The 13,064-nt window shown below is 45.8% G+C and carries 13 protein-coding genes; 4 read left to right on the forward strand and 9 right to left on the reverse strand.

The annotated features are described in order from the left end of the window. Positions 1-393 (forward strand): hypothetical protein, encoded by a 393-nt coding sequence (locus tag NOM01_RS07750; protein ID WP_253060569.1) that lies wholly within the window; start codon positions 1-3, stop codon positions 391-393. A 104-nt stretch (positions 394-497) separates the two neighbouring features. After that, positions 498-1,007 (forward strand): hypothetical protein, encoded by a 510-nt coding sequence (locus tag NOM01_RS07755; protein ID WP_255747797.1) that lies wholly within the window; start codon positions 498-500, stop codon positions 1,005-1,007. A 7-nt stretch (positions 1,008-1,014) separates the two neighbouring features. On the opposite strand, the gene ybaK is transcribed toward NOM01_RS07755, so the two are convergent. The 6 genes from ybaK to NOM01_RS07785 all read right to left on the reverse strand — a co-directional run bounded on the left by ybaK (position 1,015) and on the right by NOM01_RS07785 (position 6,867). Next, complete coding sequence (gene ybaK / locus NOM01_RS07760) at positions 1,015-1,467, reverse strand: Cys-tRNA(Pro) deacylase (protein WP_255747935.1); 453 nt, start codon at positions 1,465-1,467, stop codon at positions 1,015-1,017. A 592-nt stretch (positions 1,468-2,059) separates the two neighbouring features. Continuing rightward, complete coding sequence (locus NOM01_RS07765) at positions 2,060-3,106, reverse strand: PTS sugar transporter subunit IIC (protein ID WP_255747798.1); 1,047 nt, start codon at positions 3,104-3,106, stop codon at positions 2,060-2,062. Between the two features lie 509 nt (positions 3,107-3,615). Beyond that, entirely contained in the window at positions 3,616-4,224 is a 609-nt protein-coding gene (locus tag NOM01_RS07770) for a DNA-3-methyladenine glycosylase (RefSeq protein WP_255747800.1), read from the reverse strand. A gap of 32 nt (positions 4,225-4,256) precedes the next feature. Then, the gene (locus NOM01_RS07775; RefSeq protein WP_255747801.1) at positions 4,257-4,910 is read right to left on the reverse strand and encodes a M15 family metallopeptidase; all 654 of its coding nucleotides are present in this window, start codon (positions 4,908-4,910) and stop codon (positions 4,257-4,259) included. Positions 4,911-4,929: 19 nt separating this feature from the next. Continuing rightward, positions 4,930-5,871: an aminopeptidase gene (locus NOM01_RS07780; RefSeq protein ID WP_255747802.1), complete on the reverse strand. Its 942-nt coding sequence runs from the start codon at positions 5,869-5,871 to the stop codon at positions 4,930-4,932. Positions 5,872-5,901: 30 nt separating this feature from the next. After that, on the reverse strand, positions 5,902-6,867 hold the full coding sequence (locus NOM01_RS07785) for a TerB family tellurite resistance protein (protein ID WP_255747804.1): 966 nt from the start codon (positions 6,865-6,867) through the stop codon (positions 5,902-5,904). A gap of 252 nt (positions 6,868-7,119) precedes the next feature. Here NOM01_RS07785 and NOM01_RS07790 point away from each other — a divergent pair, with 252 nt between their 5' ends. Then, positions 7,120-8,496 carry a hypothetical protein gene (locus tag NOM01_RS07790; protein ID WP_255747806.1) on the forward strand — a complete coding sequence of 459 codons (1,377 nt, stop codon included), beginning with the start codon at positions 7,120-7,122 and terminating at the stop codon, positions 8,494-8,496. 774 nt (positions 8,497-9,270) lie between these two features. On the opposite strand, the gene NOM01_RS07795 is transcribed toward NOM01_RS07790, so the two are convergent. Genes NOM01_RS07795 through NOM01_RS07805 form a run of 3 tightly spaced genes read right to left on the reverse strand, consistent with a single transcriptional unit; the run spans position 9,271 to position 11,928 of the window. Beyond that, positions 9,271-10,284: an ABC transporter substrate-binding protein gene (locus tag NOM01_RS07795; protein WP_255747808.1), complete on the reverse strand. Its 1,014-nt coding sequence runs from the start codon at positions 10,282-10,284 to the stop codon at positions 9,271-9,273. A gap of 17 nt (positions 10,285-10,301) precedes the next feature. Next, positions 10,302-11,123, reverse strand: a complete 822-nt coding sequence (locus NOM01_RS07800; protein WP_370645979.1) for an ABC transporter permease — start codon at positions 11,121-11,123, stop codon at positions 10,302-10,304. 34 nt (positions 11,124-11,157) lie between these two features. Further along, complete coding sequence (locus tag NOM01_RS07805; protein ID WP_255747810.1) at positions 11,158-11,928, reverse strand: ABC transporter ATP-binding protein; 771 nt, start codon at positions 11,926-11,928, stop codon at positions 11,158-11,160. Positions 11,929-12,319: 391 nt separating this feature from the next. Between NOM01_RS07805 and NOM01_RS07810 the strand changes: the two genes are divergently transcribed. Further along, positions 12,320-13,063 carry an ABC transporter ATP-binding protein gene (locus NOM01_RS07810; RefSeq protein ID WP_255747812.1) on the forward strand — a complete coding sequence of 248 codons (744 nt, stop codon included), beginning with the start codon at positions 12,320-12,322 and terminating at the stop codon, positions 13,061-13,063. Position 13,064 lies beyond the last annotated feature (1 nt).

Genomic DNA, 13,064 nt, shown 5'->3' on the forward strand with positions numbered 1-13,064 from the left:
ATGAAAACAATCAGCAGCATTCAGGATCTCAGAAAAGCACAAACTGCCATTGAGAATTTCAAGGAAAGCTACCCGAACACATTCTATCGGCTGTTGCATCTTGTGAATTTCACACGGCAGCTTCAATTTAAATATGAGTACCTTTGCGGTCTGATGCTGGGAAAAGATGCCTATGCCCTGCAATACGCCCCCCACTTTGTTCAAAGATCAATTATTGATCTGTATAAAAATGAAATTGAAAAAATTCACAAGCATCCTCAAGGACTGCGTGCTTTGGAACAACTGATGAACGCCCATCTTGAGATCGGCTATGAAAATTTTTGTTTGCTTGTTCGCGGAAAATCACCTGAAGAAATTAAAGGAATTTATTCAAACAATCGAATCATTAATTGATTTTTTATATTTGGAGCTAAGAGAAAAAGAAATTCGGTTAGAGGGGCGCTCCTCCGGCGCCAAGTTTTCTCATCTTTTGTTTTTAACCCGGGAGCGCGCTCCCATTGCTGCATTGGAAGAAGGAAAATGATATGATTTGCGCTCCTGTATTTTTTAATAATGCGACGTTCCCAGTCTTCATGTTTTATTTCCTTCCGCCTTTGTTCGGTTTGGCTGCAATAGCAAATTTGGTTCTAAATGGTATCGTTTTTTTTCTGTCCACTAAATTTTTCAGTATTAAAGCTCGAGGTACCGAGTCATTTCGCATGATCTTCGGTCTCTGGCTGATCAGCCTGATTGCTAACTTATTTGGATCACTGTTTCTTGCCTCTGTCGGTGTACTCAGCAAAAGAATTCATGTAGCGCTCATTGATTTTGACACCATCTATTCATCACCGATAAGTACCTTGATGTTTGCCGTTGCCGTTCTGCTTTCCGGTTTGATCATCTATGCATTGGACTATTTTTATTTGAGTACCTATCTCACAAAAAAACAAGCCGCAAGAGTTGCGCTTTTTTTCGCAATTCTTACGGCACCTTATCCGTTTTTAATTCCTGCATCTCTTATTTATTAAATGTTCATTATCTAATAATGTCTGCCAATTCAGCATGTGCCGCCTTCACTAAGTCGTCAACATCTAACAGGATTTGTACGCCTTTTTTACCACCACTGACAATGATGGGATTAATGGATTGTGCCGAGGCATCAATCACTGTTCTGTATTCCTTCTTCATCCCGATTGGCGAGCAGCCTCCTCGTACATAGCCCGTATGTTTCTGAATATCTTTGACATGTATCATTTCTACCTTTTTTTCAGATACTCTTGCTGCTGCTTTTTTTAAATTGAGCTCTTCAGCAACAGGAACAACGAATACGTAGTATTCGCCGCTATGGCCTTGCGTCACGAGTGTCTTGAACACCTGCCGGGGATCTTGTCCCAGCTTCTGAGCAACAGACACACCATCAATAAGTCCATCACTAATGTCATAGGTTTGCACGTCATAGCTGATCGCTTCTGAATCCAATAAACGCATGGCGTTTGTTTTCGCTTTTGCTTTCGCCAACTTCTCACATCTCCTCTAATACCGGGTGCTGCCTCTATATTATCACCATATATTCCTATATGTGTCCAGCCCATATCAGCTAAAGTCACAGACGATTTCTGCGAATGAATTGAGCCTCTTTTAGGCATTGGTTTGTGTCTTTACGGTGCTGAGTCATTGCTTCGGTTGCTCGCATCAACTGAGCGCGACCGCGGGCGCACCGCGGGCCTCCTCATACATTTTCGTATCTGCGGGGTCTCGCTGGCACCTGATCCCGCAGGCGTCTCGCTCCTCCGCTTTGATTCTCGGCCAAGGCACTGGTTTATTCGTTTAAATACGGGGCAAAATCTTATACTTTCTTATCTTGTAAGAAAACCGAGCAAAAAATTCATTTTCTAATTAAACGGAATTTTTCCGTTTAGTTCTCAGATCAGCCGCTTACCTGATCGCCCAACCGAATCTTATGACCATATCATCGTACCAACAAGCCAAAACGATAAACTTTCTTACCTAAAAAAAACTGCAGCGATATCCTTGATCGCTGCAGTCAACATTTTCTCTCTGTAGTTTTTTGTTCGATTAATTATTGCACTTCCATGTGGAGGTCGCCGGCTTTAACCCAACCGAACAACTTGATCACACGATAGAGCACGATGGTGATGACACCGGGAATTAAGACGCCTGCGACAACAAATGCCATCAGACCTTTAACTCCTTGTAAGGCCAGTATGTTCAAAGGAGCGATGAATGAACTGAGGCCGAGTCCGCCAAGTTCGTAAGGAACTTGAAAATGAAGGAGCATGGTTGCGATTGGTGCACTGACTACCGCCGCAACGAACGGAGGAATAACAAGCTTCGGATTTTTCACGAGATTAGGGAATTGAACCTTAGGTGTAACAAGAGCTTGTGCAAAGAAACCGCCAAAGTCATTTTCCTTAAATGACATCACTGTAAATCCAACGAATTGAACCGTACATCCGATCAGCGCGGCAGCACTCGAAACCGGATCAAGCTGAAGCGCAATCGCCAGTGCCGCTGATGAAGCAGGCGACATCAGGAATATGCTCCAAACCAGTGCGATAACCATCGAAGCGATGAGTGGGGAACCCTGTACAGAATGGGTAATCATCGCACTTACTTGGTTCAGCGCCGGTGTTACGACTAGTGCAAGACCGTATCCGCAAATTCCGCCTACAAAAATGGAGGCAAACGGAATCGCCATCATATCGAATTTCGTTCTTCCACTGATTTTCTTACCGACAAAGACCGCGATCACGGCTGCGATAACACCACTGACCGGCTGTCCGGGAGCGATCGTTAATACTTGGGGTACGGCCGACTGAATCACGATAGCATTGGCACCAACTGCCGCGCAAGCCATCGCGCTAAACATGGTCAATGTATTTGCCCTTAATTGATAAGCAATACCTGCGCCGATCGCCGGAGCAAGCAGTACTTTGGCTGCGCCGCCGATTACCATAAACGGATGGTAGCCGGTAAATTTGCCCAATGTTTCAAAGAGAAGCCCCATACCTAATGTTACTAAGATTGCGTTGGCAATACCCGCCGAACACTTATACATTCGATCCATAAAATAATCCTTCATTTTCTGTTTCCTCTCTGCATTCATCCTTTTTCGCTCCTTAATAATTTTTTTCTCTTATGATTTAAATAATCAAAATATTCCGCCACAAAAGACCCCAATTAAGAATAGATATGACACTTTGCAACCCACTTGACTGATACCACTGATCGAACACCGAAAATCCGAATAAAAAAACCCATCCGTGATTTTCTCGGATAGGCGCTTCTTCGCGATTGCTTGAGCGCCTATTTTTGTCGATGATAAGCAAGACTCAAACAATTCCATTTTAATTAAATGGTCTTTGTCTCAGTCCTTTATGTGCGCAATCGCAAAATAATTCGAATCAAGCCTTTCACTCGTATGCTGTTCACAACGTGTGCCATTATTCTCACTCCTATTTTTCTGACTTTTTGTGGTTGACACTGATAATATCAGACTTTATGAAAGTTGTAAATACCTAATTTGCAATTTAAATTAAAATTTTCTGTGAAAGCCCTTTTAATTAAAATTTCCCATTCTATCAACATTTTCACCTATTTGCACTGTTAGATTATCTAACATTCCTTAATCTTTCGTGTTTTGGAGACATAGGGATTACCGGAAATCCAATAGCGCCATGGATAAAATCGTGCATCTCCCGTATTATCAATACCGACGCGCGGACCGCTTTCAACTTGGTCGGGAACAAATCCCGCCGCAATATAAATCGGTGCTTCCGTTAACAGGCGTCCATAATCTTCCTGCGTAATATTCAGTGCCTCGGTCAGCTTGCCTGGCCCGTTGGTTCGATTTACGGCCTGTTTCACGCGATGCCGCCTTGATTTAATGAGTTGCAATCCGTCGCACGGCTCTACAGCACGGATCAGAATCGCTTCCGGAATATTCGTCAGCCCGCTTACAACATTGACCAGTGTATGTGTGTGCATCATAAAGGTATAGACATGTCCTGCAGATGCAAACATAATTTCCGTTCGCTTCGTTCGTCTGTTTCCAAAGCTGTGCGCTGCACGATCTCCAGCGCCCATGTAGGCTTCCGTTTCAACGATATATCCTGAAGCTGCACCCTCCGGCGATTCTTTAACAAGCAGACAGCCAAGCAGCGCCTTCGCCAAATCTAGAGTCGGCTGTTGATAGAATTCGATTGGCATAGGTTGGTAAATCATGTCTGATCCTCCAAACATTGTGAACGATTTGTTCAGCGTACAGGTTCGATGCCTCGGTACAGGGGAGCAGATCGATGCTCCTCGGCCCATGTGCGGTCGCCATATGAATAATGCCACCATTCCGACGGATTATGCGTGAATTCGGCGCCCTCCATTATGTTTTTCAGAAAACGGCGATTGTCACGAGCTCGCCGTTCTTGGTCAGAAAGACCTTCTTTGTCTTCATAAAAATCCAGATAAGCCTCTTGGTGAAAATCATCGAAATCGGTCCCCATCTCCAGCCACCCATTGTTATCAGCAAGGGTCAGATCGATCGCAGAACCGGTGTAATGAGGTGCCGGCTTAAGCGGATCCGTTGAGGGATAGGCAACAAAACCCGGCATTTCTCGAGTAATTTTCTCTTCGGAGTACCCGGCGTCCCGAAATTGGGAAATGGTACGGTCATAAATAAATCTCTGCGTCTCGATCGACCGCCATCCATCGATCAACACAAAGGACATGCCTTCCGGAAGCCGTTCGACAAGCGTAATTATTTTTTCTGCTACGCCTTGACGAAGAAATAAATCTTGCGAGGTTCCCGGCATTTTTTGTAAAAAATAAGAAGGATAGATGTTAATTTTTGATGAACAATGTGCCATAGAAACCAGTGGCTCGTCCTGCTTCATCCATGTTTGACGCTCATTCATGCAAAACACCTCCGACTATTCAGTAAATCAAATTCCCATGATCCATCACTTTTTGGCCATCGATCCATAGGTCCGGCTTGGAAAATACACAATCAATGTGCACACCGGCATCTACCGTACCGCCAAAGGTTAAATTGCTGCCAAAGGCAATATGCACCGTTCCGTAAACTTTCTCGTCCTCCAGCACATTCCCGGTGATACGTGCCCATTTGTTTGTTCCAATACCGAATTCCGCTACCGAACGGCCCTGGTCTTCCCCGAGAATTCGGAGAAGAGTCGCTTCACCTTCACCGTTTGCATTTATCAATCGGCCATTCTCAACCGTCAAGATAAGCGGGTGCGTCAATTTTCCAACACCGACAACTGATGCGTCGACAAAGATTTCGCCGGATGCACTGCCTTCGATTGGTGCAATAAACGCTTCGCCCGAAGGTAAATTGCCTGATTCTCCAGGATTTAAATAAACACCAGGACTGGGAACACCTTTTCTGTCCTTTATTGAGAAGGTGAGCGCATGCCCTTCCTTCTCGATTCTTACGGAACTCCCCTGATCCAGCAATTCCGTCATATGCAGCGTCAAATCGCGAACCTTTGCGTAATCAGCGGTGATTGCACCGTTCACAAACATGTCTTCAGTAATACCCGGCATCGTCGCCAGCCTTGTTCCGGCTGCTACTGCCTGTTTCCGTGCCTTGGTATGCGTCATTGAATACTGCGTGATACATACAGCTGCATCGGCAGCCGTAAGAGCTGCTGCCACAGCGATCGGAGGTTCCTCACCGGAACGTTTCCGCTCTTTTATCACCAGCAGCAAGGATTCAGCACCGATTTTCTGACCCGCACGATAAAAGGGCTCCGCTAATTTCCGCTCCAGCTCATCGGTCACGACCAAAAACTGCTCACCATCTTTTAAGCCCAGACATTTTCTAAGCAAATGTTCACATACTTGATCTAGATCCATTTATTCCATCTTCTTCCATTTTATTTCCTGTCATGATCGCGCCGCCATAACCTGTTCATATGCGTGCTTGATTCTCGCTATCTTACTGTTAGCTTCTTTAATACTGGCTTCAGAAGCCCCCCGGCTCATCAATCGATCCGGATGATTTTCTTTAATCAGTTCGCGATACTTTTTCTTTATTATCTGATCCGAATCATTAGGGGTACATCCAAGCAGCTGATAACAATTCTCCAATCCAGCTCCTCGTGTACTGCTGCCTTCTGATGAAGATGAGCGTCCAAAAAACTGTGCCTTGATCGATTCATATTGATCAGCAAGACCAAAGATTAAAGCCGCCGATCGAATCATTGTCTCTTCTTCCGTGCGTAACGCGCCGTCGGAGGCTGCAATGGCCAGTAAAGCGATAATTGTGTCGACGAGTATGTCGCTTCGACCGCGAACCGATGCATATAAATTTTGAGCGATAATCTCAAAGGATTCATCTGAATAGCGCGATTCGTTAAAGAGCGCCATAATTTTCCGAAGCTGCTCCTTGGTTGGCCTGAACGCTTGTCGGACGATCTGATCGACTTGGCGCACTTCGTTTTCAGAGACAACTCCGTCCTTCTTTGCCATTTTAGCAAACAATTTGACCATCAATTCCATTTGAGGCATTAATTCATCTTTATTTGACGCGAAAACGCGACCGTCCGAACTATATGTAAAAGTCTGTCCACAATTAGGACATGTCCAGTTTCCAGGAATATCGTCAAAGGTAACAGGATTGCCGCAATACGGACATGAGCGCGATACTTTTTTGTGCCAGTGAGCCCCGCTGTCTCTGCTGCCCCCTCCTCCGACAAACATACGTCTCCCGCTGCCGCCTGGGAGGATAAGGATGACGATCAACGCAATCCACTCAAAAAAGAATCCCGCGATAAACCAAAGTACTGCATTTCTTTTCTTTGCCACAGCCAAAACAGCCACGGCGATAGCGAATAATAATCGCCACGTCACATCAATCAAACCTTTCTGTCGCTCCGATATTTCCAGGCAGATTCTAATTTAATAATAGCAGAAATCGATGACCGGTCGCGCAGAATACGGTCAAGTAAGACCGTTCCATTGTGTCATGGTCTCATATTCACAATTACTTATCACAGTAGTATTTTTTTCAAGGTTGCGCAAGTTAAGAAGACTGTACATCGATTGCTTGCTGCTCAACGATTCACAGGACACCATATCAGTAAAAGTAGGAGGGATCACATAATGTCACGAACAATCTACATATTGGCCATGATCAGCTACATTCTCGCAACACTATTTGTACACGTGCCCATTTTTAAACTCTTCGTTTCAATCATGTGCCTTCTTGCCGTATGTACCGGTTTGCGCCGCGCCAAAGGCCTTGCTCTTTTATTCGGACTGTTCTTCTTAGGAGCAGGCAGTCTGATGCTTGCAATCAGCGGTGCCGGTCCCAATCAATTTGTCCGCTCCTTTGGAGAAATGATTCAGATGGTCACACTTTTCGCGCTCATCCCTATTCTGTCATTGCCTATTCAATTAGGCCGTTATGCGGATGAAATTCAGATGCTGGTCCAGAGAAAAGTAAGCAGCCGCAGTCAATTCTATGCACTCATTTCGGGTATCTCTTTCTTTTTCAGTTCATTTCTGAACTTAGCTGCCCTTCCGTTGACGTACCACGCGATTGGCCCGTCATTGTCCCATTTCTCGATTGCACGTAAAAATCGGTTTCTTAGTCAGGCAATCACGCATGGCTATGCCATGCCCTTGTTATGGAGCCCGATCACACCGATCGTGGGAACTGTCTTATATTTAACCGGGACAACTTATTCGCGTGTTCTGCCCCCGCTTATCTTATTAAGTATTTGCGGTGTTGTACTTGACTGGACAACATCAAGACATTCGCACATCAATTATCATTCACAAAACAAAGTGATCAGCGAAACCGCAGCAGGAATCATGGCACCGGCAGACAAGGGGCATCCGGAAAAATTATGGCAAATCGCATGGGCGATCCTGCTTCTGAACGCCATAATCATCGTGCTTGATCATTTTCTTTCATTCAATTTTTTGTTTCTCGTCAGTTTGATTGTGATTCCGTTCGCCTTTGTCTGGTGCGCGATGCTGAGCCAAGTTCCCGCTTTCTTTTCAGGAGTTCGTCATCATTTCCGGACCTATATTCCACGCATGCAGAATCAATTTTTTATTTTCCTTACCGCCGGATTCTTCATCACCGCACTTCGTATCTCGCATATGGATACCTTTGTGACGCGCGGGATGGACTCCGTCATTCAGTTTACCGGTTTGCGGCTTTTCCTGATCATGCTGCCGCTCATTCCATTCGCACTCGCTTTTCTTGGTCTGCATCCTGCCGTCGGCCTCGCATTGATTTCGGAAGCCCTTCGTTCGCAGGCACTCCACCAGGCTCCAATTATCGTGACCGTAGCCATGCTTGGCGGAGCGGTCCCCGCTTTTTTAATGGGACCTTATAATGCTACACTCGGCATGATGTCCGGACTGATCAATGAAAGACCGACGACGTTATCTCATTGGAATCTTCCATTCACTTGGCGCTATCTCATTTTACTGACCGTGTTTGTGCAAGCCATTTATGCCAAATAAGCTGTACCTGTTTTGCGGCAGTAGTCACTACACAAAGCATCGTAACACTTATGTATTCGAAAAACCGAGCAATAAACGCCCGGTCCTTACTTCCGCAGGACGTGATGGCTTTCGCGTTGCATACAGGACGTACTTTCACAGGACGTGATGGCTTTCGCGTTGCATACAGGACGTATGCGTATTTAGCGAAAGTTCCTTTACTCCTTTACATACAAAAGTCTTACACTTGTGAAAGTTCCTTTTTTAGCATTGGTTTGTGTTTTTACGGTGCAGAATCATTGATTCGGTTACTCGCATCAACTGAGCGCAACCGCAGTGCACCGCGAGCCGCTTTGGCCATACTCGTATCTGCGCACCTGAGCCCGCTAACAGCTTCTGGCGCGCCTCACTTCCACTTCATCATGCATTCTGGTTCTTCATTAAGTAACGAGTAAAAAATAAGCGGAATTTTTCCGGTTATTTGCATCATGGCGCTTCTAGCACGAGTAAATAAGGGTAATTTTTCCGCTTATTCAAAGAAAAACCCTCCATTTTCACGTTTTTCAATTCAATAAGGGTAATTTCTCCGTCTATTTAAGCGATTTTTCCATTCATTTTCAAATTAAGCGGAATTTTCCCCTCTATTTCTCAGATTGGGCGCTTGCCTGATCGCCCAACTGATAAGTGGGATTGGGAATCAGCCTCTTATGACCTTATTGTCGTACCAGTGGGGCAAAATCTTAAACGTTCTCTATGTATAAGAAAAACCGGCACTGTTGAATGCCGGTTTCCTGTTTACTTCTTATCCTGTGCTTTCTTCACAAATTTCATATCCACAAGCTTGCTGTACTTATAGCCGTGCGTGTAGATGCCCGTTTTCTTGACAACATCCAATGGTTTAGCAACTGATGCCTTGGTGATGTAGCCATCCTTGCTCCAAAGATTATCCTTATAGGCGCGATCCATCGCTGCCTGTAGGCTCGCTTTCGGTGTTGTTGGGAATTCCTTTTGCAGGACTTTGAATGCTTCTGCTTTGTTATCATTGACAAGCTTCAAGCCTTTCAGCATCGCATTGACAAATTTTTGGACGGTTTGCGGATCTTTTTTAATGGTTGATTCCTTAACGCTGACTACGGAGTACGCATAATCGCCGAGACTCGGGAATCCGTAGAACGGTTCGCCCCACGCACCCTTTTTGATGCCTTCGTTGATTTGCGGTTCGGCACCGTTCGCCATATCTGCTTTGCCTTGAGAAACAAGCGAAACCACAGCTGCCGCATCCGCAGGTTCATCGAGCTTCACATCTTTATTCGGATTCAAGCCAACCTTCATCAGCAAATAGCGAGTTAATAGGTTCGGACTGCCACCGTAACGTCCGGCAGCAATTGTTTTGCCTTTCATGAAAGCAGCAAGATCCTTATCACTGTCACCCTTTAAAGTCAGCTTCTTATTAGCCATCAAGTAGACATTGGCGCGGTTAACCACATTGACGACAGAGGTAATCGGATCCTTGCTCTTATAATTTGCAATCTGGTTGGATTCAGGGCCGCCAATTACGCCCCAAGCATCGCCGCTGACCACCGAAGTCACATGGGCACCGCCTGTCGCAGTGATTGTTTTGACATCGAGGCCTTCATCTTTAAAATAGCCCTTATCAATCGCAACGTATAGCGGAAGATAAGCGATCAGATGCACCGGTTCGGCGATCACAATCTTTTTCACTTGTTGTTTGGAGCCGTTTGAAGCGCATCCGCTCAATACCATAGCAAACAAGAGCAGAAGACTCAGCGCCCATTTTATTTTTTTCATCGTGCAAATCCCTCCAATTATGATTTTGGTGTTCTTCCTTTCATCAGTGCATGCTCAAGCCAAACCGTCCCTAAGTACATCACAATCGATAATAGGGAAAGAACAACGACGCCTACCCATACGAGATCGATATCAAGCACTTGGCCGGCATATAGGATCATGCGCCCGATGCCTTGCCTGGAGCTAATAAATTCACCGACAATCGTGCCTGCCAGTGCAAGTGAAATATTGATTTTCAGAATGCTGACGATCCATGGAATCGTCGTCGGCACAACCACCTTCATAAAAACGTGCCGCCGCTTCGCTCCGAGTGATACCAGCATTTTCTCAAGATCACGGTCGACGCTTTGCACGCCGCTGTATGCAGCGATCGCCGCAACGATAATAGTCATAAGGAATGCCAAAATGACCTTGGAATCAAACCCAATCCCGAACATGATCACAAGCACGGGTGCGAGCGCGAGTTTGGGAATCGCGTTAAATGCGATCATATACGGCTCGAAAATTCTGGAATAAAGCTCCGACCACCAAAAGGAAAGGCCAAGGATGTAACCGGCTGCCGTACCCAGCACGAACCCGAGAATGGTTGATCCCGAGGTATAGGCTAAGTCCTGAAGCAGTGTTCCTTGGGTGATCGCTTTCCACCCGGTGTGCACGATCGTGCTCGGGCTGCTCCAATAATAGCTGTCAAGCCAGCCGATACGGGTCAGAAATTCCCACAGAAAGATAATGATGACACCAACCAGAACCTGCCCAACAAATGCTCTTCTTCCCAATTTGGTCGTCTGGATAGTCGGGTCTTCAATAAACGGCTCATTGTTTTTTAATTTATCCGGCAACGTTTTCACCTCCGTTCACCATACATGTAACATCTCAATCAGACGAAACGCGCTCTTCCCTCAGCATCAGAAGCAATTCTTTTTTTAATGTAAGAAAACGGTCGTTCATGAGTGTCTTTTCACTGCGCGGCCGCGGTAAATCGACTTCGATCGTTGCCTTGATTTTTCCCGGACGATGAGTAAACACGTGAATCTCATCCGACAAATAAATAGCTTCATCAATGTCATGCGTGACAAATAGAATCGTTTTCTTAAAATCCTTCCAAATCTCAAGCAGCCAATTCTGCATTTGCATGCGCGTCTGCGCATCAAGCGCTCCGAACGGTTCATCGAGCAAAATGACATCCTTGTCGTAAAGAAGCGTTCGAATCAACCCGGCACGCTGCCGCATGCCGCCGGACAGTGCATCCGGATGATCATATTCAAAGCCGCCTAATCCGTAATTTTTGAGCATGGGCAATGCCCGCTTGCGTGCCTCTTTCATGGGGATGCCGCGAATTTCCAGCCCGATAATGACGTTGTCGAGAATCGAGCGCCAGGGAAGCAGCAAATCCTTCTGAAGCATATAGCCGACATGGCCGCTTTCCTGTGTGATGTCTTTGCCATCGAGCAGGATCCGGCCGCTGGACGGCTTAATCAGTCCGGCAATGATGTTGAACAAAGTCGATTTTCCGCAGCCGCTCGGACCGATGATGCTGACAAAGCGGCCGTTTTCAACACGCAGATCGGTGTCCGCCAGCGCGCACATCGGCACACCGTTTTTTTTATAATATTTACTGCAACCTGCAATTTCGAGCTCGCTCATCGATGACCACATCCTTTTCGTGGTTTGCGGGAAATAGGGGCCGAAGTATACTTAATCACCAAACCATCGCCTCCATAGTCAAAATAAAACCCGCATCTTTCTGTTGAATAAAGCAGCCGGATCAGCCGAACCGCCGATCCGGTTCATGTTACTAAAATTGGGCTCTGATATTGATATATGCTCTGGGCTCCTGCCGTGACACATATTTGATAAAACGAAAAGGCATTCATTTTAAAAAAAAGGCGGTCAAACGTGTCCTTTGTCAGAATTTCGGCGATTTGTCACGGACAATACGCTTAGGAAATGATAATCTAGAATTAATCATTCAGCTCGGGAGATGAGGACAATCGAAACAAAACAATCCGTTGTTTTATCTTTGGAAGATTTAACGATGAACTACAGCGGGAAATTGGTTCTGAAAGGGCTCAATCTTGAGGTTAAACGCGGACAAATCATTGGGTATATCGGTCCGAACGGGGCTGGAAAAAGTACAACGGTACGAATCTTGCTGGGGCTTCAACAAGGCTATGGTGGAACGGCGCGTCTGTTTGGCGAAGACATTCGAACAAGCGGCGTTGCGTATAAAAGCCGGATCGGCTATGTCCCTGAAACAGCCGAGGTTTATGACATGCTTACCGCCCATGAATATCTTGTTTTTTCCGGCGGGTGCTATGGGATGGACGAACAAAGGGCGGAACGCAAAGCCCGTTTGCTCATGGACCAATTTGGTCTTGCCGATGTCTTTGATACCCGCCTCTCTTCTTTTTCAAAAGGCATGCGGCAAAAAGTACTGATTATCTCCAGCCTGCTTCACAACCCCGATCTGCTTTTCTTCGATGAACCTTTGAGCGGATTGGACGCCAACAGTGTTCTTGTCTTCAAAGAGATACTTGCCAAGCTAGCCGTGCAAGGGAAAACCATCTTTTACTCATCACACATCATGGATATTGTTGAGAAAATCAGCCACCGCATTGTGCTCCTTTACGATGGACAAATTGCAGCGGACGGTACGTTTGAAGAATTAAAAGCACAAAACAAAGAAGGTAGCCTGGAGGAAATATTCAATCAGCTGACCGGCTTTCATCAGCACGCGCAAATCGCTGAGGACTTCGTTTCCATAGTGGAAGAGGTGTGAT

The sequence above is a fragment of the Sporolactobacillus sp. STSJ-5 genome (assembly GCF_024385605.1).
GTDB lineage: Bacteria > Bacillota > Bacilli > Bacillales > Sporolactobacillaceae > Sporolactobacillus.

Coding starts and splice junctions, on each gene's coding strand:
- NOM01_RS07750 (WP_253060569.1), top strand. CDS start 1: ATGAAAACAATCAGCAGCATTCAGGATCTCAGAAAAGCACAAACTGCC.
- ybaK (WP_255747935.1), bottom strand. CDS start 1,467: ATGCGTTTATTGGATTCAGAAGCGATCAGCTATGACGTGCAAACCTAT.
- NOM01_RS07765 (WP_255747798.1), bottom strand. CDS start 3,106: ATGAATGCAGAGAGGAAACAGAAAATGAAGGATTATTTTATGGATCGA.
- NOM01_RS07770 (WP_255747800.1), bottom strand. CDS start 4,224: ATGATTTACCAACCTATGCCAATCGAATTCTATCAACAGCCGACTCTA.
- NOM01_RS07775 (WP_255747801.1), bottom strand. CDS start 4,910: ATGAATGAGCGTCAAACATGGATGAAGCAGGACGAGCCACTGGTTTCT.
- NOM01_RS07780 (WP_255747802.1), bottom strand. CDS start 5,871: ATGGATCTAGATCAAGTATGTGAACATTTGCTTAGAAAATGTCTGGGC.
- NOM01_RS07790 (WP_255747806.1), top strand. CDS start 7,120: ATGTCACGAACAATCTACATATTGGCCATGATCAGCTACATTCTCGCA.
- NOM01_RS07795 (WP_255747808.1), bottom strand. CDS start 10,284: ATGAAAAAAATAAAATGGGCGCTGAGTCTTCTGCTCTTGTTTGCTATG.
- NOM01_RS07805 (WP_255747810.1), bottom strand. CDS start 11,928: ATGAGCGAGCTCGAAATTGCAGGTTGCAGTAAATATTATAAAAAAAAC.
- NOM01_RS07810 (WP_255747812.1), top strand. CDS start 12,320: ATGAACTACAGCGGGAAATTGGTTCTGAAAGGGCTCAATCTTGAGGTT.